The organism is Pararhizobium mangrovi (genome assembly GCF_006516965.1).
In the GTDB taxonomy this organism is placed as follows: domain Bacteria; phylum Pseudomonadota; class Alphaproteobacteria; order Rhizobiales; family Rhizobiaceae; genus Pararhizobium_B; species Pararhizobium_B mangrovi.
This window is the reverse complement of the sequence record NZ_VHLH01000001.1, coordinates 247,977-270,358: the sequence shown is the minus strand read 5'-3', so window position 1 is coordinate 270,358 and position 22,382 is coordinate 247,977. Positions and strand designations below refer to the sequence as shown.

At 67.1% G+C, this 22,382-nt stretch carries 20 protein-coding genes; 13 read left to right on the top strand and 7 right to left on the bottom strand.

Annotated elements, in window-relative coordinates; translation table 11 throughout:
- The first annotated feature begins 97 nt into the window (after positions 1–97).
- On the top strand, positions 98–913 hold the full coding sequence (locus FJU11_RS01280) for a class I SAM-dependent DNA methyltransferase (RefSeq protein WP_141165188.1): 816 nt from the start codon (positions 98–100) through the stop codon (positions 911–913).
- A gap of 3 nt (positions 914–916) precedes the next feature.
- Here the strand turns inward: FJU11_RS01280 and FJU11_RS01275 are convergent, their stop codons facing one another.
- Complete coding sequence (locus FJU11_RS01275) at positions 917–3,379, bottom strand: penicillin acylase family protein (RefSeq protein WP_141165187.1); 2,463 nt, start codon at positions 3,377–3,379, stop codon at positions 917–919.
- A gap of 57 nt (positions 3,380–3,436) precedes the next feature.
- Here FJU11_RS01275 and FJU11_RS01270 point away from each other — a divergent pair, with 57 nt between their 5' ends.
- Positions 3,437–4,303, top strand: coding sequence for an NAD(P)-dependent oxidoreductase (locus FJU11_RS01270; RefSeq protein ID WP_141165186.1), 867 nt, complete (start codon positions 3,437–3,439; stop codon positions 4,301–4,303).
- Between the two features lie 37 nt (positions 4,304–4,340).
- Here FJU11_RS01270 and FJU11_RS01265 read toward each other — a convergent pair whose 3' ends face one another.
- Complete coding sequence (locus FJU11_RS01265; RefSeq protein ID WP_141165185.1) at positions 4,341–4,598, bottom strand: hypothetical protein; 258 nt, start codon at positions 4,596–4,598, stop codon at positions 4,341–4,343.
- A gap of 247 nt (positions 4,599–4,845) precedes the next feature.
- Here FJU11_RS01265 and petA point away from each other — a divergent pair, with 247 nt between their 5' ends.
- From petA to FJU11_RS01240, 5 genes are all read left to right on the top strand, one after another.
- Positions 4,846–5,424 (top strand): ubiquinol-cytochrome c reductase iron-sulfur subunit, encoded by a 579-nt coding sequence (petA, locus tag FJU11_RS01260; RefSeq protein ID WP_141165184.1) that lies wholly within the window; start codon positions 4,846–4,848, stop codon positions 5,422–5,424.
- 14 nt (positions 5,425–5,438) lie between these two features.
- On the top strand, positions 5,439–6,740 hold the full coding sequence (locus FJU11_RS01255) for a cytochrome b (protein WP_141165183.1): 1,302 nt from the start codon (positions 5,439–5,441) through the stop codon (positions 6,738–6,740).
- Between the two features lie 22 nt (positions 6,741–6,762).
- On the top strand, positions 6,763–7,605 hold the full coding sequence (locus FJU11_RS01250; RefSeq protein ID WP_141165182.1) for a cytochrome c1: 843 nt from the start codon (positions 6,763–6,765) through the stop codon (positions 7,603–7,605).
- 87 nt (positions 7,606–7,692) lie between these two features.
- Positions 7,693–8,235, top strand: coding sequence for an adenine phosphoribosyltransferase (locus tag FJU11_RS01245; protein ID WP_141165181.1), 543 nt, complete (start codon positions 7,693–7,695; stop codon positions 8,233–8,235).
- 28 nt (positions 8,236–8,263) lie between these two features.
- Positions 8,264–8,740, top strand: coding sequence for a tRNA (cytidine(34)-2'-O)-methyltransferase (locus FJU11_RS01240; protein ID WP_141165180.1), 477 nt, complete (start codon positions 8,264–8,266; stop codon positions 8,738–8,740).
- A 1-nt stretch (position 8,741) separates the two neighbouring features.
- On the opposite strand, the gene FJU11_RS01235 is transcribed toward FJU11_RS01240, so the two are convergent.
- Together FJU11_RS01235 and FJU11_RS01230 are read right to left on the bottom strand one after the other, a co-directional pair.
- Positions 8,742–10,763 carry a sensor domain-containing diguanylate cyclase gene (locus FJU11_RS01235; protein WP_141165179.1) on the bottom strand — a complete coding sequence of 674 codons (2,022 nt, stop codon included), beginning with the start codon at positions 10,761–10,763 and terminating at the stop codon, positions 8,742–8,744.
- Positions 10,764–10,883: 120 nt separating this feature from the next.
- Complete coding sequence (locus tag FJU11_RS01230; protein ID WP_141165178.1) at positions 10,884–11,141, bottom strand: hypothetical protein; 258 nt, start codon at positions 11,139–11,141, stop codon at positions 10,884–10,886.
- 127 nt (positions 11,142–11,268) lie between these two features.
- On the opposite strand from FJU11_RS01230, the gene hemF reads away from it, so the two are divergent.
- Positions 11,269–12,177, top strand: a complete 909-nt coding sequence (hemF, locus tag FJU11_RS01225; protein ID WP_141165177.1) for an oxygen-dependent coproporphyrinogen oxidase — start codon at positions 11,269–11,271, stop codon at positions 12,175–12,177.
- Positions 12,178–12,254: 77 nt separating this feature from the next.
- A complete protein-coding gene (locus FJU11_RS01220; RefSeq protein ID WP_141165176.1) occupies positions 12,255–12,446 on the top strand; it encodes a DUF1059 domain-containing protein in 192 nt (63 codons plus the stop codon).
- 78 nt (positions 12,447–12,524) lie between these two features.
- Here FJU11_RS01220 and FJU11_RS01215 read toward each other — a convergent pair whose 3' ends face one another.
- The 3 genes from FJU11_RS01215 to FJU11_RS01205 form a co-directional block, all read right to left on the bottom strand.
- A complete protein-coding gene (locus FJU11_RS01215) occupies positions 12,525–13,730 on the bottom strand; it encodes a CCA tRNA nucleotidyltransferase (protein WP_235890749.1) in 1,206 nt (401 codons plus the stop codon).
- Positions 13,731–13,795: 65 nt separating this feature from the next.
- Entirely contained in the window at positions 13,796–14,437 is a 642-nt protein-coding gene (locus FJU11_RS01210) for a CoA pyrophosphatase (protein WP_141165174.1), read from the bottom strand.
- Positions 14,434–15,069, bottom strand: a complete 636-nt coding sequence (locus tag FJU11_RS01205; protein WP_141165173.1) for a DUF1285 domain-containing protein — start codon at positions 15,067–15,069, stop codon at positions 14,434–14,436. The genes FJU11_RS01210 and FJU11_RS01205 overlap by 4 nt, the downstream gene beginning before the upstream one ends.
- A 167-nt stretch (positions 15,070–15,236) precedes the next feature.
- Here FJU11_RS01205 and FJU11_RS01200 point away from each other — a divergent pair, with 167 nt between their 5' ends.
- Genes FJU11_RS01200 through FJU11_RS01185 form a run of 4 tightly spaced genes read left to right on the top strand, consistent with a single transcriptional unit; the run spans position 15,237 to position 22,086 of the window.
- Positions 15,237–16,253, top strand: a complete 1,017-nt coding sequence (locus tag FJU11_RS01200) for an AAA family ATPase (RefSeq protein ID WP_141165172.1) — start codon at positions 15,237–15,239, stop codon at positions 16,251–16,253.
- Between the two features lie 8 nt (positions 16,254–16,261).
- Positions 16,262–17,176: a DUF58 domain-containing protein gene (locus FJU11_RS01195; RefSeq protein ID WP_141165171.1), complete on the top strand. Its 915-nt coding sequence runs from the start codon at positions 16,262–16,264 to the stop codon at positions 17,174–17,176.
- A complete protein-coding gene (locus tag FJU11_RS01190; RefSeq protein ID WP_141165170.1) occupies positions 17,177–20,014 on the top strand; it encodes a DUF4159 domain-containing protein in 2,838 nt (945 codons plus the stop codon). It begins immediately after the preceding gene.
- 2 nt (positions 20,015–20,016) lie between these two features.
- On the top strand, positions 20,017–22,086 hold the full coding sequence (locus FJU11_RS01185) for a hypothetical protein (protein ID WP_141165169.1): 2,070 nt from the start codon (positions 20,017–20,019) through the stop codon (positions 22,084–22,086).
- The last annotated feature ends 296 nt before the right edge of the window (positions 22,087–22,382 follow it).

Genomic DNA, 22,382 nt, shown 5'->3' with positions numbered 1-22,382 from the left:
GAACAATGCATCAAACAACGAGATCGTGCGCCGAAACTGATTCGATCAGGTCCAGCACGCCAGAAGAAAGCCTCCTCCAGGACGGAAAGCGCGAACCATGACGAATACCGACACCGAGCAGGCATTGGCCGAAGCCTACGACCGGGCGCTCGCGCTCGAAAAGGAGGGAAGCTTCGATGCGGCGGCGCTCGCCTACCACGAGGTGCTGGCGCTCGATCCCGAGGATCGCGCCGGCGCCACCGTGCGTCTTGCCAGCATGGGCCGCGGCGCCACGCCGCCCAAGGCGCCGGACGCCTATGTCTCGACGCTCTTCGACCAGCATGCGGAAGTCTTCGACGACGTGCTCGTCGACCAACTCGGCTACTGCGTGCCGCTACTCCTGCGCGAGCGGCTACAGGCCGTTGGCCGGACGCGCTTTGCCCGCCTGCTCGACCTCGGTTGCGGCACCGGGCTCGCCGGCGGTGCGCTGCGCGACATGGTCGATCACGCGACGGGCATCGACCTCGCCGAATCGATGGTCGCACTCGCCGACGAACGCGACGTCTACGACGACCTCTATGTCGGCGAAGTGGTCGATTTCCTGACCGAGATCGAGGAGCCGGCATGGGACCTGATCGCGGCGACCGACGTGCTGCCCTATCTCGGCTTCCTCGAAACCTTCCTCGCGGGCGCGGCACGCTGCAGCGAAAACGGCGCGATCCTCGCCTTTTCGAGCGAGACGCTGCCCGACCAGGCGTTTGCCGGCGCGCCCTTCAAGGTCGGCCCGCAACAGCGCTTCGCCCATGCGGAGAGCTATGTGCACATGGCGCTGACGGAAGCGGGCTTCACCTGCCTCGAAGCCGGCGAGATCGTCGTTCGCCAGGAAAGCGGCACGCCGACGCCCGGCCATCTCTATCTCGCCGAGCGGCTGTGACGCTCAATCGGCCGGCACAAGGCGCCAAACGCCGAGATCGCCCTTGCGATAGGCTGCCGGGTCGGTCTGGATGGTGATCGCCTCCACCTTTGCCCAGGGGCGGGCGAAATCGCGATAGTGCGGCGAGAAGACATTGCCGGACTGGCCCGTCGTCTGGATGTAGGTGGAGGCGTCGAGGTCGGAGAGGTCGAAGAGCCCGCGATAGCTCGCCGCCGCGACGTTGCCGTAAGGATCGTCCTCGTTCGCCACGTTGGTGACGCCGCGATCGAGCGTGAACGGACCGCCGGGGCTCGGCACCTCGACGTCGAAAAGCTTTGCCAGACCCGGCACGCGCGAGAACGGGCGGTGTTCGCCCCTTGCCATGTGCGCGGTGCCCCAGCGCCATGCCGATCGGTCGGGACCGTAGCGCGTGGCCAGGTCCGCCAGCGCTTGCGACAGCGCGGTGGCGAGCACGTCTCCGCAGGTTTCGTGCGCCCGGGTGCCCTTCTCGTCGCACCAGTCGCGCGCCGGATCGCTGCCGAGCGCACGCTCGAGCGGCACGATGCGGATGCGGAACCAGCGATCGAAGGCGGGGCCGAGATCGTCGGCGAAGATGTCGCGCGTCGCAGCCCGCACCCAGGCGAGGAAGATCAGCGGTTCGGCTTCGTCGCCGCGCATCCGTCCGTCCCAGGCCGCGAGCTTGGCGAGCGTGCCGCGATCGACGTCCCCGCGGCCACGAACGAGGGCGAGCATGCGCGGCTTGATCGCCAGCAAGCCGAGCGAGAGTACGTCGGCCTGCGCGCGCCGCGAGGTCTCGAGCGTCTGGTCGTCGGGCCCATGGACGATGAGCTGGTCGATCCGGCGCTGGCGGAACGGCTCCTCCCAATCGAAGGTGAGGAAGGGTTTGTAGTCCGGACCGACGATCTTGGCGTTCGCCGTACCGATGGCGCCGACCGGCGGGTTCTTAGCCTGCGGAAGATCCTCGAAGGGAATGGTTCCCTTCCAGTCGTAGCGGGCGAGCCATCCGGGCACCGGCACGCGCCCCATGATGGTGTTCTGCGGGTCGCGCACCGGCACGCGCCCGGCGGCGACGAAGCCGATCGACCCCTTCGTGTCGGCGACGACCATCGACTGCATGGGCGTCACGAAATCGCGCATCACGTTCTTGAAATCGTCGACGGTATCGGCATTCCACAGGTCGAAGCCGGCCATCGCAGTCGTGTCGTCGGAGGCGAGCGCCGTCCAGCCGAGCGCTGCGACCGTGTCGTTCGGCAGGTACGAACCGAGGCCCAGGAAGTCGTGCGGGAGAACGGGCCCATGGCGCGTCGCGCGCCGGGTGAAGACGACGTCCTTTCCGCCCGCCACGCGGATCGTCTCCCTGCGCGTGTCGAAGGCGCGCCACCCGTCCGGCGTCAGGTACCGTTTGGGATCGTGCGGATCGACGCGTTCGACGAAGACGTCCTGCACGTCGGCACCCGTATTCGTGAAGCCCCATGCGATGGACGTGCCACGCCCGAGCAGGACGAAGGGGGCGCCCGGCAGCGTCACGCCCGTCAGCGTACGCGGCTCTTCGCCCGGACGCTCGACGCGGAGGTCGGCGAGATACCAGATCGACGGTGCGGCGAGCCCCAGATGCGGGTCGTTGGCAAGGATCGGCAGCCCGCTCTTCGTCCGGCTTCCCGACACCACCCAGTTGTTCGAGGCGCCGCGTCGCTCGCTCCAGCCGGTATCGATCCGCTCGATCGCGGCCCGCTCGTCGTTCCGGCCGATCGCGACCGGCGGCAGGGCGAGAAGCCTGCGAAGATCCGGCAATGGCGGCGGCCGGTCGCCCTCGAGCGGCGGCATCAGATCGTCGATCTCCCGGTCCGAAAGACCGAGCGCGGCGAAGGCGAGCCGGCTCGCCTCGTCGCCGACGTTTTGCGCAAGACCGACGGACATCATCTTGATGGCGATCAACGCGTCGGCCGCGCTCCACGGTTCCGGCTCGTGGCCGAAGACGACGAATTCCGGCGAGAACTTCGCGCCGAAGGCCGGTCCCGGTCGGTCGATCCAGGCGTTCACGCCGTGCGCATAGGCTTCGAGCGCGGCGCGCGCTTCCGGCGAAAGCGCTTCGAGCGAACGGCGCGCGGCACCGGCGATATCGAGGGTGCGCAGGAAAACGTCCGTATCGACCGTCGGTGCGCCGAAGATCTCCGAAAGCCGCCCCTCGCCGGCCATCCGCGTCAGTTCCATCTGCCACAGCCGCTCCTGCGCGTGGACGAAGCCGAGGCCCGCGAAGACATCGGCGCGGCTTTGCCCGGTGATGTGCGCAACGTCGTTGCGGTCGCGGGTGATCGTCACCGGGCCGGCCAGACCGGCGATGCGCATCGTGCCGGAAGGCACCGGCAGCGAAGCCGAAAGCCAGAAGAGCGCCACGACGGCAGCGGCGAGGAGAAGCGGGAAGACGAGAAACGACAGCTTGCCGAGCGCTTTGAAGAACCGGCGCATTGGGTTATGCCTCGACGCGAACGACAGCGAGCACAGTTGTGCAGGAGGGACGTGGCAATGGCAACCGTCGCATTCATCGGCCTCGGCGTGATGGGCTATCCCATGGCCGGGCACCTGAAGAGGGCCGGACACGAGGTCCGCGTCTTCAACCGGACCCGCAAGAAGGCCGAGGCCTGGGTGTCGGAACACGACGGAACGCTTGCAGAGACGCCGGCGAAGGCGGCCGAGGGGGCTGAGTTCGTCTTCACCTGCGTCGGCAACGACAACGATCTTCGCTCGGTGACGCTTGCCGAGGACGGCCTCTTCGAATCGCTCGGCGAGAACGCCGTCTACATCGACAACACCACCGCTTCGGCCGACATCGCCCGCGAACTCGATGAAGCAGCACGTGAAAAGGGTGCCGCCTTCCTCGATGCTCCGGTCTCCGGCGGTCAGGCGGGAGCGGAGAACGGCAAGCTGACCGTGATGGTCGGCGGCGAGCAGGCAGCCTTCGACAGGGCGAAGCCGGTCATCGACGCCTATGCGCGCATGGTCGGATTGATGGGCCCGGCCGGTGCCGGCCAGCTGACGAAGATGATCAACCAGATCTGCATCGCCGGCCTCGTCCAGGGCCTCGCCGAAGGGCTGCATTTCGGCAAGCGCGCCGGCCTCGACATCGAAAACGTCGTCTCCGTCATCTCGCAAGGGGCAGCCGGGTCGTGGCAGATGGAAAACCGCTGGAAGACGATGGATGCCGGCGAATACGACCACGGCTTCGCGGTCGACTGGATGCGCAAGGACCTTTCGATCGTGCTCGCCGAAGCGCGCAACAACGGCGCACAGGTTCCCGTCGCCGCCCTGGTCGACCAGTTCTACGCGGAAGTGCAGGCAATGGGCGGCAACCGATGGGATACCTCCGCCCTGCTCGCCCGACTGGAACGGTAGGTTCTGCGGGCTCGGCAGCCCGGGCCCCTAGGGCCTTTCAGGTCGGGTCGTCGCCTGCGGGTGGGATCCCTGCCGTGTCGCCATCGTCGTCCCAGCCATCGGCACGCGTGCCCGCACCACAGGCGCGGGCAACGACTTCGCGCACGTCGCGGATCGGGGCCGGGACGCCATCGCCCCTTTCAAGCGCGGCTGCGATCTCGGCATCGATGACGGCGAGCATACGCTTCAGGTCTGCGACCTGGACGCGGCGGTCGGCACGCAAATCGTCGACGAGCTTGCCCAGGACATCCTGCATTCGGGCGACATAGGGCCTTTCAGGTCTATACGGAAGCGTTTCGGCGGGCGCTGCCATTTGCCGCGGCGAATTTTCTGCGACAAACTGGCGCCCGGGCGTTGCGTTCGCTGGACAGAATTTCGTATCGAGGCTAGAAGCCGCGGTTCGGAGGGAACTCGATGCACGATGAGGGTCCTGGCGCGAACGCGGCGCGGGGAGTGCATGTCGCCCATAAGGGCGGCGCGGGTTTGGAGAGGAAGGTTCCAAGGTGAGCGAGCACGAAACGACGGCCGATTCGGAGCACGAACCGAACCGACGCGATTTCCTGTACCTGGCGACGGGCATGGCCGGCGTGGTCGGTGCCGCCTCGCTCGCATGGCCGTTCATCGACCAGATGCGGCCCGACGCTTCCACGCTCGCCGCCGCCTCGATCGAGGTCGACATCTCGAGCCTCGAAAAGGGTTCGACCCTTCAGGTGAAATGGCGCGGCAAGCCGGTGACGATCCGTAACCGCACCGACAAGGAAGTGCAGGAAGCCAAGGACGTCCAACTTTCCGACCTGAAGGATCCGGTGGCGCGCAACGCCAATCTCGATGCCAACGCCGATGCGACCGACATCAACCGCTCCGCCGGCAAGGGCAAGGAGAACTGGTTCGTGATGATCCAGGTCTGCACGCATCTCGGTTGCATTCCGCTCGGCGAACAGGGCGAGTTCGGCGGCTGGTTCTGCCCGTGCCACGGCTCCGTCTACGATACCGCTGGGCGCATCAGGCACGGTCCCGCACCGTACAACATGGAACTGCCGCCCTTCGACTTGACACCGGGCAAGACGGTCAGGATCGGCTGAGGGAGAGAGCATCGATGAGTGGGGATCATTCGACCTACGCACCGCGTTCGGGGTTCACGAAGTGGATCGACACGCGTCTGCCGCTGCCGCGGCTCATGCACGACAGCTTCGTTTCCTATCCCGTGCCGCGCAATCTGAACTACGCCTATACGTTCGGCGGCATTCTCTCGATCATGCTCGGCCTGCAGATGCTGACCGGCATCGTGCTCGCCATGCACTACGTCGCCTCGACCGACCAGGCGTTCACCTCGGTCGAGTTCATCATGCGCGACGTCAATTATGGCTGGCTGCTGCGCTACCTACACGCCAACGGCGCGTCGTTCTTCTTCCTCGCCGTCTACCTCCACATCGCGCGCGGTCTGTATTACGGCTCCTACAAGGCGCCCCGCGAGCTTCTGTGGATCCTCGGCGTCGTCATCCTGTTCCTCATGATGGGCACCGCCTTCATGGGCTACGTGCTGCCCTGGGGGCAGATGTCGTTCTGGGGCGCAACGGTCATCACCGGCTTCTTCTCGGCCTTTCCGGCGGTCGGCGACTGGATCCAGCGGCTCCTGATCGGCGGCTTCGCCGTCGGCCAGCCGACGCTCAACCGCTTCTATTCGCTGCATTACCTGTTGCCGTTCATGATCGCCGGCGTCGTCATCCTTCACATCTGGGCACTCCACGTGACGGGGCAGACCAACCCGACGGGCGTCGACATCCGCAAGAAGACCGACACCATTCCGTTCACGCCCTACGCGACGATCAAGGACGCGCTCGGCATGTCCGTGTTCTTCCTCGTCTTCGCCTATTTCGTCTTCTACATGCCGAACTATCTCGGCCATGCGGACAACTACATCGAGGCGAACTCGCTGAAGACGCCGGCCGAAATCGTGCCCGAATGGTACTTCCTTCCCTTCTACGCGATGCTGCGCGCTATCACCTTCAACCTCGGGCCGATCAACTCGAAGCTCGGCGGCGTGCTGACCATGTTCGCCTCCATCCTCGTGCTCTTCGTCGTGCCGTGGCTCGATACCTCGAAGGTGCGCTCGGCCGTCTACCGGCCGGTCTACAAGGTGTGCTTCTGGCTGTTCATCGTCGATTGCCTGCTTCTCGGCTGGTGCGGCTCGCAGCCGCCGCAGGGTGCGATCGTGCTGACCGCCCAGCTCGGCACGCTCTACTATTTCGGCTTCTTCCTCATCATCATGCCGCTTCTCGGCCTCGTCGAAAAGCCGAGGCGACTGCCGAACTCGATCACCGAGGCGGTGCTTTCCAGGCGCCAGACTTCGGCCGGTCGTCCGGCGGGTGCGACCGCCGCGCCCGAAGACCGCGGTTGAGGCGAGAGGGAGGGAAAAGACGATGAAGAAGCTTGTCGCAGCCGCACTGGCGATCGGCCTCGCAGCACCGCTCGCAAGCGTTGCAGCCGGTGCCGCGGACATTCCGCACTACCCGATCAAGGACCCGCCGCGGCTCTCCTGGTCCTTCGCCGGTCCGTTCGGCACATGGGACAAGGGCCAGCTCCAGCGCGGTCTCAAGGTCTACACCGAGGTGTGCTCGGGCTGCCATTCGCTCAACATGGTCGCCTTCCGAAATTTGACGGATCTTGGCTACAGCGAAGATCAGGTGAAGGGGTTCGCCGCTTCGCACCAGGTGACGGACGGCCCGAACGACCAGGGCGAGATGTTCAAGCGGCAGGGCAAGCCGAACGACTATTTCCCCGCCCCGTTCGCCAATACGGAAGCCGCCGCCTACGCCAATGGCGGCGCGGCACCGCCGGACTTTTCCACCATCGCCAAGGCGCGCGCGGTGGAAAGCGGCTTCCCGGGCTTCGTCTTCGACATCTTCACGATGTACACGACGAAGGGGCCGGATTACGTCCATGCGCTGCTGACGGGCTATCAGGACCCGCCGAAGGGCATGCGCGTCCCGCAGGGGGGCTACTACAACCCCTATTTCCACAGCGCGGCCTTCCTGAAGATGCCGCCGCCGCTCTCCGACGGCGTCGTGAAGTACGACGACGGTACCCCCGAGACCGTCGATCAGTACGCCAAGGACATCGCGGCCTTCCAGATGTGGGCGGCCGAGCCGCACATGGTCGAGCGCAAGGAGACCGGCTTCGTCGTCATCATCTTTCTGGCGATCTTCACCGTTCTCATCTATTACACGAAAAAGGCGATCTATTCGCGCCTCGACGATCACTGATCGCCGGGAGCATCGCCGAGTTCGACGACAAGCGGGCGCCGGGAGCGCCCGTTTTCGCGTGCGGCCAGCTGTGTGAGGAGACGAACCATGTCCGATCTGTCCGACGAACTGACGAAGGCGATCCGCACGATTCCCGACTATCCGAAAGCGGGCGTGCAGTTTCGCGACATCACGACGCTGCTCGGCGACGCAGGCGCCTTTCGCCGTACCGTGGACGCGCTCGTCCAGCCCTATGCCGGCCGGTCGATCGGCAAGATCGCAGGCATCGAGGCGCGCGGCTTCATTCTCGGCGGGGCAGTCGCGCACCAGCTTTCCGCCGGCTTCGTGCCGATCCGCAAGAAAGGCAAGCTGCCGCACGAGACCGTGCGCGTTGCCTACAGCCTCGAATACGGCATCGACGAGATGGAGATCCACCGCGACGCCGTCGCCGAAGGCGAGGAAATCATCCTCGTCGACGACCTGATCGCGACCGGCGGCACGGCGGAAGCGGCCGTCAAGCTCCTGCGCCAGATGGGGGCGAAGATCGTCTCGGCGTGCTTCGTCATCGATCTGCCGGATCTCGGCGGACGCGCCAGGCTCGAAGCGCTCAACGTGCCGGTGAACACGCTGCTCGCCTTCGAGGGCGACTGATCATTTCATCCGCCGTCCAGACAAACCGATGAGCAACCTGCGTATTGCCCTCTACCAGCCGGACATACCGGGCAATACGGGCACGATCCTGCGCATGGCGGCGTGCCTCGACCTCACGGTCGACCTGATCGAGCCGGCCGGCTTCGTGCTCACCGATCGCGCCCTGAAACGGGCCGGGATGGACTATCTCGCCGAAGCGCGACTGGTGCGGCATGCGAGTTGGGAAGCGTTCGAAGCATGGCGACGTGGCGAGGGTCGCCGGCTCGTGCTTTCGACCACGCACGCCGCCGGATCCTTCCTCGACCATGCGTTCGCCGGCGACGACGTCCTGCTCATGGGACGCGAAAGCGCGGGCGTTCCCGAGCACGTCCACGCGAAGGCCGACATGCGCATTCGCATTCCCCTCGCCGAGGGAAGCCGCTCGCTCAACGTGGCGGTCGCCGCCGGCATTCTGGCCAGCGAGGCGCTGCGCCAGACAAAAGGCTTTCCATCGATGCGCGGATGACCTATCCGACCTGGCTCGAAAGGACGCTCGCGCTGTGCGGCGCGCGCATTTCGCCCCATACGCGCGCATGCAGGCCGCCGGCGCGTTCGCCGCTGAAGGCGTAGCAGCTGCCGCCTACCCGCTTGGCGACGTACATCGCCGTATCGGCGCTGCGCACCATGGCCTCGACGGTGGTCGCGTCGCCCGGATACGCGCTGATGCCGATGCTGGCCGAGACGTTGGTCGCGGAGCCCGGAACGGCGTCGTCGATATGGCAACTGCGGATGATCGCGCGCGCCGTCGCCTCGACGTCCACACGCTCCACGGCCGACATGGCAACCACGAATTCGTCGCCACCGAAGCGCCCGACGCAGGCGTGCGTCCCGGCCGCCGTGCTTACGCGCGACGCCGCCTCGACAAGCAGCCGGTCGCCGGCGTCGTGGCCGAAGGTGTCGTTGACGGCCTTGAAGCCGTCGAGGTCGAGATAGAGCACGTAGACCTTCTCTTTCTCCCGTGCCGCCTCGCCCATCATTTCCTGCAGTGCTTCCTCGAAGGCCGTGCGGTTGAAGACGCCCGTCAGCGAATCGTAGCGCACCAGCGTGCGAAGCCGCTCCTCGCGTTCGCGGTGTTCGATGAGCACGCTTGCGAGATCGGCGGTCTCGGCCAGAAAGACCCGATCCTCCTCGGTGAAAGGCGTGCCGGGTTCGAGCAGGATCGACAGCGTGCCGAGCCGATGGTCCGGCCCCGCCATGATCGCGGTGTTCAGGAACACGCGGCCCGCTCCGTAGACGTCGATGTCGCGGCGAAGCGTTTCCCGGTGCGCGCCCTCGCCGCCGATCGCCGCGACGCGTGCATGGCCGCGCGGATCGGCGAGCGCGATGCGTACCGTCCACCGGTCGCGAAAGGCGGTCACTTCCTGGGCGAGGTCCTGGAGAAGCTCGTCGAGCGCGCTGCCGCGCGCCAGCTTCTGCATGATGCGGTTGCGCCCTTCGATCACGCGGGTGGCGCGCTCGTGCGCGGCGATCTCCGCGTTGAGGTGGCGGTTCGTCTCGGCCAGTTCGCGGGTGCGCTCGCCGACCTCGCCGTCGAGCCGGGTCAGCATGTCGGCAAGCTCGGATTGAAGCCGGTTCCGCTCGGCGGTCGCGCTGCACAGAAGCAGGCCGGTCAGGGCGAGCGCCGCGATCAGGTATTGCAGCGGAAGGATGGCGTAGTTCGCCTGCGCGACGGCGATGAACGGGCCGTGCCCCATCGCCGTCAGGACCGTGGCGATGACGGTTATCAGAAGCACCGTCATCGATACGACGAACGCGTTGCGCCGCAACGCCGCCCAGACGACGATCGGGAAGAGGACGAAGCCGACCGGCAGCGCGATCCCGTCCGTTGCGAAGAGGCCGGCGGTCACCAGACCGGCGACGAGGAACACGGCGATGCTTTCCGGCTCGATCACGTGCCGCGTGTCGACCTGGCGAAAGAGCATCAGCGTCAGGATCGGCGTCACCAGGAATATGGCGCTGAGATCGCCGAGCATCCATCTGACCCACAGGAGGCTCGGCCCGTCGAAACCCGTCCTGCCGGAAAGGTGCAGGACGAGCGACCCGAAGAAGACGCTGTAGAGCCCGGTGCTGACGGCGGTCGCGTAGATGAAGCGGAAGACCGGCCCGACGCGTGCGAACATGTGTGCCGGATCGTGCCGACGCCCCATGAGATGCTGCAGCACGAGAGGCTGCGTACCGTTCAGGATGGCGATCGCAAGACCGATGAGCACGGGCGTACCCATGTGGATCTCGCTGGCAAGCGAGCCGATGACGAGACCGGGAACGACCTGCCAGCCGAACCGGAAGACGAGAGCGACGGCAAGACCGGTGGAAATCCACACCGGAACCCACCAGTCCCATGTGCCGCCGGCGGGCATCATGGGAACGAACGCGACGCTCAGCCGAACGCCGGCGAAATAGGAGACGGCCGCCAGAAGAACGAGCCCGAGACCGGATGCCAGCGAACCGGGGCGCATGCGCGCTGCAGCTTTACGTAATGGATCGGTCATCGAGGCCCTCTGCTCGACGAATGCATGCACGCCAAAGGTAAAGCCAAAGTGAACCGCTCGCCGGATTTCCCGCCAAGGTTGTCGAAAAAGGCGTGTCAAAATGTACGAGGGTCCGTCCGTTCAATCCGCGGTCGGCAGGCGCCGCATCGTGAACTCGATATGGTCGTCCGGCAGCTGCCTCCAGCTTTCCACGGTCGTCCAGTAGGCGGCCTTCGGCCAGGTATCGAACCATTCGCGCGCCTTGGCGCGAGCGTCCGCGCGCGGTAGTCGGAAGGTCTCGCGCACGAAGCTCGAAGCCGGATCCTGCCGGCGCTCACGCGCACGGGCGATCTGCCGGCGCAGGCCGTTCATCGGTGGAGGAGAAGGCACTCTGGTCATGAAACTCGAAACGCTGCTCAAACCTTCACGACAAAAGGGTAGCGCGCCGCATGCACTTTTGCGAGTCGTGGACGCGACGCACGAGCGACCCCAAGCGACCCCAAGCGACCAATGACGAGGAAACGCCATGGAAAAGCCGGAACTGCCGAACGGGCTTCCCGACGAGCTCGATGCCAAGAAGGAAGCGGCGCGCGCATGGTTCGAGACGTTGCGCGACCGGCTGTGCGCAGCGTTCGAAACGCTGGAGGACGACCTTTCCGGCCCGCTGTCCGACCGCGCTGCGGGCCGCTTCGAACGGCGCGAATGGGACCGCGGCGAAACGGGCGGCGGCGGAACCATGTCGATGCTGCACGGTCGCGTCTTCGAAAAGGCCGGCATCCACACCTCGACCGTCTTCGGCCAGTTCTCGCCCGAGTTCCGCAACCAGATCCCCGGCACCGAGGAGGATCCGAACTTCTGGGCGTCCGGCATCTCGCTGATCGCCCATCCCGTGAATCCGAACGTGCCGACGGTGCACATGAACACCCGCATGGTCGTGACCAGCCGGCAGTGGTTCGGCGGCGGCGCGGACCTCACCCCGGTGCTCGAACGCCAGCGCAACCAGGAAGACGCCGACGCGCAGGCCTTCCACCACGCGATGCAGGCGGCGTGCACGTCCCATGCCGTCGCCGACTACGACCGTTACAAGCAATGGTGCGACGATTATTTCTTCCTGAAGCACCGCAACGAGCCGCGCGGCATCGGCGGTATCTTCTACGACTACCTGCACTCCGACGAGGAAGCCGGCGGATGGGATGCGGACTTCGCCTTTACGCAGGATGTCGGACGCGCGCTCGAACGCGTCTATCCGCAGATAGTGCGCCGGCACTTCGACACGCCCTGGAGCGAGGCCGAGCGCGAGGAACAGCTCGTGCGGCGCGGCCGCTACGTGGAGTTCAACCTGCTCTACGATCGCGGCACGATCTTCGGCCTGCGCACGGGCGGCAACGTCGATTCGATCCTCTCCTCGATGCCGCCGCTGGTGCGCTTCGCCTGATCGCGTGCGTGCCGCGAAACGGGAACGATCGACCCATCGCACCGTTTTCTCTGTCGTGAACGAGGAAGGAGTCGATCATGAAGACCTTTGAATGCGGTTCACTCGTACCCGGCTGCGAATGGCACACCAGTGCCGAGGAGGAGGCGGAGATCGTCCATCGGGCGGTCGACCATCTGCGCGAGGTACACGGCGAACGCGTCATGCGCGAATCGATGGTCGAGAACGTCAAGCAACGCATCCACGACGACGGCAGCGACCGCGCGGCTTGAGGCTGCCGAGTTCGCATACCGGACGGAAGCAATCCCGACGCCGCGAACGATCCGCTTGAGCCGGCATCGCGCGGCGTCTCACTCCGAGCCGATCGCCTCGGGCAGCCTTTCGAGCAGCGCATCGCGATCGAGCCGGAAATCGCTGTCGAGCCACGCCGCCTCGAGCCGGGCCAGGATCCGGCCCATGCGCGGCCCCTCCTCCACGCCCTGCTCCTTCAGGTCCGCGCCGCCGAGCGGCATGGACGGGCGACGCCATTTCTTGGCACGCTCGATCAGCCGCGACATTGCGGCCGCTTCCACCATCGCCTTCGAATCGGTGATGGCGCGTCCCCGTGCGGAAGCGAGCTGCAGCTTGAGCCGGTCGATCACCGCCGGCGGCTTGTTGGCATAGAGCAGCCGGTCGAAGGCGGCGTCCTTGATGTCGTAGGGAACCTGCGGCGCCTCCGCCCAGTCCTCGAGGCGATCGGCTTCGGCGCGCGAGAGCTTCAGCCGCTTGGCGAGCGCATCGAGCCGTTCGGTCTCGGGCGGGACGATCGCCATCAGCCGCAAAAGCGCATCCGGGTTCCACTTGAACGCCTTTTCGGTGCCGACCATCGCGGGCACGGAATCGATGCCCCATTTTTCGGTTTCCGGCAGCACGGCCGTCAGCACGCCGGACTGGCGCATCCACAAGAGCGCGCGGCCGGGGTCCGGGGCGGCCAGAAGCTTGCGGGTCTCGCTCCACACCCGTTCGGCGGACAACCGGGCGATCTGGTCCTTTTCGCGCGCACAAGCCTTCAGGCCTTCCGGCTCCGGCCGGCCGGAGCCGTACCAGGCAAAGAAGCGGAAGAAGCGCAGGATGCGCAGATAGTCCTCGGCGATGCGCGTCTCGGGGTCGCCGATGAAGCGCACCGTTCCCGCGGCGAGGTCGGCAAGGCCACCGACCGGGTCGATGACCGCGCCGTCGGCATCGGCATAAAGGGCGTTGATCGTCAGGTCCCGCCGCTCGGCATCCGCCTGCCAGTCCGTTCCGAAGGCGACCGTCGCATGGCGACCGTCCGTCTCGACGTCGGAACGCAGCGTCGTCACCTCGTAGGAGTGGCCGGCGATGACGAGCGTCACCGTGCCGTGCTCGATGCCGGTCGGCACGCTCTTGAGGCCCGCCTCCCCGGCGCGCTCGATCACGGCCTCCGGCTTCAGTGTCGTCGCCAGATCCACCTCGTCCACCGGCCGGTCGAGGAGCGCGTTGCGCACGGCACCGCCGACGACGCGCGTCTCCGCCTCGTCGCGGTTCAGGAGCCGCATGATACGCTGCAATCCCGGCTCCCGGAACCAGGAATCCCGGCCAACGGCGGATCGGATCGTTCGTGTCAAGCGTAGAGCCTTTCGTAAAGCGTTCGGATGATGCCGGCCGTGATGCCCCAGATGAACCATTCGCCGTAGGGCATGGTGAAAAAGTGGCGCGATTTCCCCTTCCACTCACGGCTGCCGCGTCCGTGGTTTCGTGCGTCCATAACGAAGGACAGTGGCACTTCGAAGACCGCGGCCACCTCGGCGGGATTGATTTTCGTGCTGAAGCCGCCGTCGACGAGCGCGATCACCGGCGTGATGCGGAATCCGGTCGCCGTCAGGTAATCCGGCAGGCGCGCGAGCGTCTCCACCAGAGAGGGGTCGAGGCCGATCTCCTCGTTCGCTTCGCGAAGGGCAGCCGCTTCCGGCGAGGCGTCGCCCGGATCGATCCCGCCGCCGGGAAAGGCGATCTGGCCGGAATGCTTGCGCAAACTCGTGGTGCGCTGCGTGAGGATGATCCGGGCTTCCGCGCCGGTGTCGATGACGGGCACGAGCACCGCCGCGTGGCGAAGATCCTCCCTTTCCAGTTCCTCGATCATGGAGGGATTGAGCCGATGGTCGCCGGCATAGGTGGAAGGATCGGAAAGGGCGGATCCGCGCTTCGCGATACGCCGGCGAAAATCCGCCGCGGTGAACGACCCCGGATCGGAAATGTCGCTCATTGCGCCAGTGCGTCCAGCGTGTCCCTCGCCATGATGGGGAAGACGGCACCGCCGGAGCGAACGGCGAACATGGTGCGCCCGTCGATCTCGATGTCCTCGCCCCGCTCGACAAGTTCGTACATGACCGCGCGTGAGACGAGCGCTTCCAGCCGGCCGCGCACGTGCAGATAGGGCTTCACTTCGTCCATTCCGCTTTCGAGCGAAAAGCGCAGCGCATGATCGTGCCCCGCCTCGATCACGTCACCGGTCGTGGTGCGAAAGGTCAGCACCGGCCCGTCGTCGCGCGTCTCGCACTGCATCTCGACAGCGAGGAAAGCGGCATCCTCGACGGTGATCGCGAGCTTTTCCACCGGCGTGACGAGATAGGTGCGCCCGTCGGCGTCCTTGCGCAGGACGGTCGAAAAAAGCCGCACCAGCGCCGGCCTTCCGATCGGCGTGCCCTGATAGAACCATGTCCCGTCGGCGGCGATCACCATGTCGATCTCGCCGCAGAAGTCCGGCTCCCACTTTTCCACGGGCGGCAGACCGCGACCGCGTCCCGCACCTTCCCAGGCGCGGGCGACGAGCGCGTCCAGCCCGCTTTGCGCCCCGCCGTTCGCCGCACCGTCCTTCGTCAGATCGTCCCTGGCCATTACCACCACAATTTCTCCAAGCTCCGCAGATAGTGATCGTTCACGGCTTTGCCTGCAATTCCTGCTCGAATAAGCTAAACCGGCATGCCGGGCAAAGCCCCGGCGACGATGGCATCCTTCGACAAGGGCGCCAGTCCAGGCAACCCAGACGCGGGAGATCGTGCGCCATGGGCATCCAGCAGACCAGCGAACATGCCATGAGCGAGAAGGAGATGGTCGCCGCGGCCGAATCCGCTCTCGAAGACATCGCCCGCGTGCGCGAGCATGTCGGCAGCGTCATCTTCGGCCAGGAAGCGGTGGTCGAACGCTCGCTGCTCGCCATCCTCGCCGGCGGCCACGGTCTGCTGGTCGGTGTGCCGGGACTGGCCAAGACGAAGCTCGTCGCCGCCCTCGGCACGGTGCTCGGCCTCGATTCGGGCCGCGTCCAGTTCACGCCGGACCTCATGCCTTCCGACATCATCGGCACCGAAGTCATGGACCAGGACGCCAGCGGCCGGCGCTCCTTCCGCTTCGTGCGCGGGCCGATCTTCGCGCAGCTCCTGATGGCCGACGAGATCAACCGCGCCTCGCCGCGCACGCAGTCCGCCCTGCTCCAGGCCATGCAGGAATATCACGTGACCGTGGCCGGCGAACGCAACGACCTGCCGAAGCCTTTCCACGTGCTCGCCACGCAGAACCCGCTCGAACAGGAAGGCACCTACCCCCTGCCCGAGGCACAGCTCGACCGCTTCCTCATGCAGATCGACGTGACCTATCCCGAGCTCGACGCCGAGCGGCGTATCCTGACCGAAACCACGGGCACGGAAGATGCCGAGGCGACCCCCGTCATCACGGGCGAGCGCCTGCGGGAGATCCAGATGCTCATCCGGCGCATGCCGGTGACGGAAAAGGTGGTCGACGCCATCCTTTCGCTCGTGCGTTCGGCCCGGCCTGGCAGCGGCAACGCCGAGACGGACCGGCACGTCTCGTGGGGCCCGGGCCCCCGCGCCGGCCAGGCGCTGATGCTTTGCACGCGCGCCCGCGCGCTTTACGAAGGACGCCTGGCGCCTTCCGTCGACGACGTTCTGGCCCTTGCCCATCCGGTTCTCCAGCACCGCATGGCACTCAACTTCGCCGCCCGCGCGGAAGGCATCAGCATGCACGACGTCATCGATTCCCTCGTCGCAGCGGCACGGGGCGACTGAGCGGCGCGATGGCCAGCCTCGGCCGCAGCGTCTCGCGCACCGCCAACACCGAAGCGCTGGCCCGTGCACGCCAGCGCGCGGCCCTCGTGCCCGATTGCCTGGTCGAGGCGAGCCGCATCGCGCACACCGCGGTTTCGGGCTGGCACGGCCGGCGGCGGCGTGGCACCGGCGAGAATTTCTGGCAGTTCCGGCCCTACACCGTCGGCGAAAGCGTCGCGCGGATCGACTGGCGCCGTTCGGCCCGCGACGACCACACCTATCTGCGCGACCGCGAATGGGAAGCGGCACATACGCTCTGGCTGTGGTCCGACCCATCGCCATCCATGCTCTTCAAGTCGGATCTGGCGCGCGCCTCGAAGGAGGCGCGCGCGCTCGTGCTTCAACTTGCACTTGCCGAAGTGCTCGCGCGTTCGGGCGAACGCATCGCCTCGCCGGCGATCATGGAACCGACGGCCCAGCGCAACGCCGCCGAACGGCTGGCCGGTGCCCTCGTCCAGGCGCAAGACACGGCGGCCTTTCCCGATTTTCTCGATGCCGGCCGGTACAGCGAGGTCGTCCTCGTCGGCGATTTTCTCGACGAGCCGGAGGTCACGATGGAGCGTCTCGCGCCGATCGCCCGGCGCGGCATTCGCGGCCACGTCGTCGAGGTCTGCGATCCGGCCGAAGAGGTCTTCCCGTATGCAGGCCGGACCGAGTTCCGCGATCCCGAAACCGGTTCGAGGCTGACCGCCGGGCGCGCGGAAACCGTCGCCGAGGATTACCGCCGCGCCTATCTCGCGCGCCGCGAGACGCTTGCCGGGCGGCTGCAGCGGCTCGGCTGGACGTTCCTCACCCACCGCACCGACCGTCCGGCCTCCGAAGCGCTCATCGCCGTCCATATGCGCCTGTCCGGCGATCCCGCCGGCGGGCGGAGGAGCGCCTAGATGCTGCCGCTCGCCTTCGGTGCTCCGGCCGTGCTGTTCGGCCTTCTCGCGCTCCCGGTCATCTGGTGGCTGCTCCGGCTGACGCCACCGCGCCCGCGCAGCGAGGTCTTTCCGCCGCTGCGCATTCTGGCGGCGGTGCTGAAGAAGGAGGAAACGCCGGCCCAGAGCCCGTGGTGGCTGACCGTGCTGCGCATCGTCATGGCCGCCCTCGTCATCCTGGCGCTTGCCGATCCCGTCCTCGATCCGACGTCCGGCACGGTCTCTTCGCGCGGGCCGCTCGCGCTCGTCGTCGACAATTCCTGGTCGACCGCGCCCGACTGGCAACGCCGCGTCGCCGCCGCCGACCGGCTGATCGACCAGGCCGCCGACACCGACGTGCCGGTTTCGCTGACCTTCACCGCAAGCCGCGACAACGATCCGACGCCGACGAGTGCCGCGAATGCGCGCGAGCGCCTGCGCGCGGCCCGGCCGCAGCCGATCCCGCCGGCACGCGAACGCGCGGCTGCGCGCTTTACCGAGGCGTTTTCCGGCACAGCACCCGGCACGCTCGCCTTCATCGCCGATGGCATCGCCTCGAACGGCGGCGAACAGGCGTTTTCCCGGATGATCGCAACCGGCCCGGCCGATATCCGCCTGATCGAGGGCGATGGAAACCCCGTCGCCATTACCGATGCCGACAATGGCGCGGACCGTTTCACCGTTTCGGCCACGCGGCTCGACACGGACGGCGCGGAAAACCTCGGCCTCGACGCATATGACGCCAAGGGGCGGTCCATCGCGACCGGCCGCCTGCATTTCGACGCCGGCTCCGCGACGGGAAGCGGCGCCATCGACGTTCCCTTCGAACTGCGCAACGATTTCGCCCGCATCGGCATCGCGAGCGTCGCCTCGGCGGGCGCGAGCTACCTGCTCGACGACAGCGACCGCCGCCGGCGCGTGGCGCTCGTTTCCGGCGCACCGAGCGACAATGCGCAGGAGCTTCTTTCGCCGCTGCACTACATCGAGCAGGCGCTTCAGCCCTACGCCGATCTCCTGAAACCGGAGGACAGCGACCTTGCCCAGGCGATCCCGAACCTCTTGAAGCGCAACCCTTCGGTCATCGTCATGGCCGACATCGGAACCCTGCCGGAAGACGTCTATCCGGCGCTCGAAAAATGGATTCGCAACGGCGGCACGCTGCTGCGCTTCGCCGGCCCGCGCCTTGCCGGCACGACTGCGAAGGATCCGCTGGTGCCGGTTCAGCTTCGCGCCGGCGAACGCGCGCTCGGCGGCACCATGTCGTGGAGCGAGCCGCAGCACCTCGCCGCGTTCTCCGGCTCTGGCCCCTTCGCCGGCATTCAGGCGCCGCAGAACGTGACCGTCAGCCGGCAGGTGCTCGCCCAGCCCTCGCCCGACCTCGAAGAGCGCACCTGGGCGAGCCTTGCCGACGGCACGCCGCTCGTCACCGCAAAGACCGAGGGGGAAGGCCGCATCGTGCTCTTCCACGTGACCGCGACGCCCACCTGGTCGAACCTGCCGCTTTCCGGCGCCTTCGTCGAAATGCTGCGCAAGACCATCGCGCTTTCCAAGGCAAGCCCGACGGGGGGCACCGACAACGGAAGCGGCGTCGACGCCGGTGCACCGCAGAGCCTGCCGCCCTATCGGCTGCTGAGTGCGGAAGGCATTCTCGTCGAACCTTCGGGCGACGCCCGCCCGGTGACGCTCCGGAAGGGAGCGCTACCACGCCCCACGCTCGACAATCCGCCGGGGCTCTACGGCACGCAGGACGGCTTTCGCGCGCTGAACCTCATGCGCGCGGGCGACACGCTGGAACCGCTTGCCATGCCGGAAGCCGCCGACATCACCCGCACGCCGCTCGTCGACACCGCCGCCCGTGCGCTCAAGCCGTGGCTCTTCGCGCTCGCCATGCTCCTGCTTCTCGTCGACAGCGTCATCGTGCTCGTCATGGGCGGCGCGCTCTCCACCGCCCGGCTCGCCCGTGCAGGGCGGAGCACCGGCGCCGCATTGCTCCTCGCATGCCTCGGTGCGGGGCTCTGCGGGCTCGGGGCGCCCCGTCCGGCCTTCGCGCAGGAAGACACGGGCAGCGACGCCAGCACCATCCTCGACAAGATCGACACCACCCATCTCGCCTACGTCGTCACCGGCGACGAGGCGGTCGACCGCATCAGCCGGGCGGGCCTCGAAGGGCTGTCGCGCTTCCTCACCAACCATACCGCGCTCGAACCCGGTCCACCCGACGGCGTCCACATCGACAGCGACCCTCTTGCCTTCTATCCGCTGATCTACTGGCCGATGGCGCCCGACGCCGCCATGCCGTCCGACGCCGCGGTCGGCCGCATCGACGCCTACATGAAGAACGGCGGCACCGTGCTCTTCGACACGCGCGACCAGCTCGGCAGCCTCGGCGGTGACGGCGCGGTCACGCCGCAGACGCAGCGCCTGCGCGCCATTCTCGCCAATCTCGACGTGCCACCGCTCGAGCCCGTGCCGGACGACGACGTGCTGACCAAGGCGTTCTACATCCTCAGGAGCTTTCCCGGCCGCTACGCCGGCGGCAGGATGTGGGTGGAAGCGACGCCCGACGACGAGGGACGCGCCGACCGGCCGGTGCGCGCCGGCGACGGCGTTTCCTCGATCGTCATCACCGGCAACGATCTCGCCGGCGCATGGGCCGTCAATGGCGACGGCTCGCCGCTCCTGCCGACCGTGCCGAACGATCCGCGCCAGCGCGAGCTCGCCTATCGCGTCGGCGTCAATCTCGTCATGTACACGCTGACCGGCAACTACAAGGCCGATCAGGTGCACATTCCCGCCCTCCTCGAACGGCTGGGGCAGTGACGATGAGCTTCGCCTTCGACCCCCTCCTTCCCGTCTGGCTGATCGTCGCGGCGGCCGTCGCCGCCGCCGTGCTCGTCGCGCTCGGCCTGGTGCGCGGCGTCCGGGGCACGGCGATCCGCGCGATCGCGCTTGCCGCCCTCGTGCTCGCACTCGTCAATCCGGTCCTCTTCCAGGAGCAGCGCGATCCGCTGAAGAGCGTCGTCGCCGTCATCGTCGACCGCACGCAGAGCCAGCAATCGGACGAGCGCCGGCGGGAAACGGACGCGGCGCTGGCGCAGGTCAAGCAGAAGCTTTCGCGCTATCCGCAGTTCGAGGTGCGCGTCGCCGAGACGACGAACGATCCGGGCAACGATTCCCCCTCGAGCCGGCTCTTCGAGACGCTCTCCTCCACCCTGCAGGACGTGCCGACGGCGCGTGTCGCTGGTGCCATCATGATCACCGACGGCGAGGTTCACGACATTCCGTCGGATGCCGGCGCCCTCGGCTTCAAGGCCCCCGTCCACGCGTTGATCACCGGCCACGAAGGCGAGACCGACCGGCGCATCGAGGTCGTGCGCGCACCGCGCTTCGGTATCGTCGGCGAGGAACAGACGATCTATTTCCGCGTCAACGACGACGGTAAGGCGTCTGGCGATACGGCCGACGTCGACATTCGGCTTAACGGCGAAGAGACCGCGCGCCGCTCCGTGCCCGTCGGCGAACAGATGCCGTTCACATTCAAGGTGCCGCGCGGCGGACAGAACATCGTCGAGTTCTCCACGCCCGTGCTCGACGGCGAGATCACCCCCGTCAACAACGAGACGGTCGCGCTGATGGACGGCATCCGCCAGAACCTGCGCGTGCTGCTCGTTTCCGGCGAGCCGCATTCGGGCGAACGCTCCTGGCGCAACCTGCTCAAGGCCGATCCGTCGGTCGACCTCGTGCACTTCACCATTCTGCGCCCGCCGGAAAAGCAGGACGGAACGCCGATCGACGAGCTTTCGCTGATCGCCTTTCCCACGCGCGAACTCTTCGTCCAGAAGATCGACCAGTTCGACCTGATCGTGCTCGACCGCTACCAGCGCCGCGGCGTGCTGCCGATCCTCTACTACGACAACATCGCCCGCTACGTGCGCGACGGCGGTGCCCTGCTCGTCGCCGCCGGTCCGGAATACGCCGGCTCCGACACGATCGCCGACACGCCGCTCGCCTCCGTCCTGCCGGCGATGCCGACGGGTTCGGTCGCGGAAAAGGGCTTCCGTCCGCGCCTGTCCGACGCGGGGAAGAAGCACCCCGTCACCCGCGACCTGCCGGGTGCCGGCACGAACCCGCCGGACTGGGGCCGCTGGTTCCGCACCATCGACACGCGCGACCCCAAGGGCGAAACCGTGCTGACGGGCGCCGACGACGAACCCCTGCTCGTACTCGACCGTGTGGAGAAGGGCCGCGTCGCCATGCTGCTTTCGGACGACGGCTGGCTCTGGGCGCGCGATTTCGAGGGCGGCGGGCCGTATGTCGATCTCTACCGGCGCATCGCCCACTGGCTGATGAAGGAGCCCTCCCTCGACGAGGAGGCGCTGCGCGCGAGCGCCAAGGGCCACGACCTCACCATCGAGCGCCAGACGATGGGCGACAGCGCGCCGGACGCGACCGTAACGATGCCGGACGGCTCGTCGCGGACCGTGCCCCTGAAGAAGGCCGAGCCCGGCCTTTATCGCGCCACCATGCGCGCGCCCGAAACCGGCCTCTTCACGGTCAAGGAGGGCGACAAGACGGCACTTGCCCATGTCGGCGCCGTCAACGCACCGGAATTCCGGCGAACCGTCTCGACGACGGAACGCCTCGCTCCCATCACCGACGCGACCCACGGCGTCGACACCCGCGTCGCGCCGTCGGGCGGCAGCGTCGAGACACCACCGATCATTCCGGTCGACGGCGAGGTGCGCTCGTCGAGCGGCAACCGCATCGCGCTCCAGGAAAGCGGAGAATCGGTGCTGAGGGGCGTGAACCGCATGCCCCTCTTCGCGGGCTTCCTCGGCCTCGCCATCCTCCTCCTCGCCCTCGGCTCGACCTGGTATCGCGAGGGCCGCTAGCGCCGTTCATTCTTCGGTGGAAAACCAATCTCGGCTACTGAAGGCAAACCCGTGACGGTTCCTTCTCATCTCTTTATTCTCAAACGAGGCCGTCGTTTCCTCTCCGACGTCTTCCTCACGCACCGACGTCATCCTCGGGCTCGACCCGAGGATCTAACCACCTTTCCCACCGATTAAGGTGTCGGGTGTGCGCAGTACTGCTCGGCACGCCGCTCGTATGGCACCGGGGTCAGATCCTCTGGTCGAGCCTGAGGATGACGGGTGGAGAGGGTGGCCATCCTTTCGATAGGCCATGC

Bases quoted from the DNA above. Each gene is read 5' to 3' on its own strand.
- FJU11_RS01280 (WP_141165188.1), top strand. From the start codon at position 98: ATGACGAATACCGACACCGAGCAGGCATTGGCCGAAGCCTACGACCGG.
- FJU11_RS01275 (WP_141165187.1), bottom strand. From the start codon at position 3,379: ATGCGCCGGTTCTTCAAAGCGCTCGGCAAGCTGTCGTTTCTCGTCTTC.
- FJU11_RS01270 (WP_141165186.1), top strand. From the start codon at position 3,437: ATGGCAACCGTCGCATTCATCGGCCTCGGCGTGATGGGCTATCCCATG.
- FJU11_RS01265 (WP_141165185.1), bottom strand. From the start codon at position 4,598: ATGCAGGATGTCCTGGGCAAGCTCGTCGACGATTTGCGTGCCGACCGC.
- FJU11_RS01255 (WP_141165183.1), top strand. From the start codon at position 5,439: ATGAGTGGGGATCATTCGACCTACGCACCGCGTTCGGGGTTCACGAAG.
- FJU11_RS01250 (WP_141165182.1), top strand. From the start codon at position 6,763: ATGAAGAAGCTTGTCGCAGCCGCACTGGCGATCGGCCTCGCAGCACCG.
- FJU11_RS01245 (WP_141165181.1), top strand. From the start codon at position 7,693: ATGTCCGATCTGTCCGACGAACTGACGAAGGCGATCCGCACGATTCCC.
- FJU11_RS01240 (WP_141165180.1), top strand. From the start codon at position 8,264: ATGAGCAACCTGCGTATTGCCCTCTACCAGCCGGACATACCGGGCAAT.
- FJU11_RS01235 (WP_141165179.1), bottom strand. From the start codon at position 10,763: ATGACCGATCCATTACGTAAAGCTGCAGCGCGCATGCGCCCCGGTTCG.
- FJU11_RS01230 (WP_141165178.1), bottom strand. From the start codon at position 11,141: ATGACCAGAGTGCCTTCTCCTCCACCGATGAACGGCCTGCGCCGGCAG.
- hemF (WP_141165177.1), top strand. From the start codon at position 11,269: ATGGAAAAGCCGGAACTGCCGAACGGGCTTCCCGACGAGCTCGATGCC.
- FJU11_RS01220 (WP_141165176.1), top strand. From the start codon at position 12,255: ATGAAGACCTTTGAATGCGGTTCACTCGTACCCGGCTGCGAATGGCAC.
- FJU11_RS01215 (WP_235890749.1), bottom strand. From the start codon at position 13,730: ATGCGGCTCCTGAACCGCGACGAGGCGGAGACGCGCGTCGTCGGCGGT.
- FJU11_RS01210 (WP_141165174.1), bottom strand. From the start codon at position 14,437: ATGAGCGACATTTCCGATCCGGGGTCGTTCACCGCGGCGGATTTTCGC.
- FJU11_RS01205 (WP_141165173.1), bottom strand. From the start codon at position 15,069: ATGGCCAGGGACGATCTGACGAAGGACGGTGCGGCGAACGGCGGGGCG.
- FJU11_RS01200 (WP_141165172.1), top strand. From the start codon at position 15,237: ATGGGCATCCAGCAGACCAGCGAACATGCCATGAGCGAGAAGGAGATG.
- FJU11_RS01195 (WP_141165171.1), top strand. From the start codon at position 16,262: ATGGCCAGCCTCGGCCGCAGCGTCTCGCGCACCGCCAACACCGAAGCG.
- FJU11_RS01190 (WP_141165170.1), top strand. From the start codon at position 17,177: ATGCTGCCGCTCGCCTTCGGTGCTCCGGCCGTGCTGTTCGGCCTTCTC.
- FJU11_RS01185 (WP_141165169.1), top strand. From the start codon at position 20,017: ATGAGCTTCGCCTTCGACCCCCTCCTTCCCGTCTGGCTGATCGTCGCG.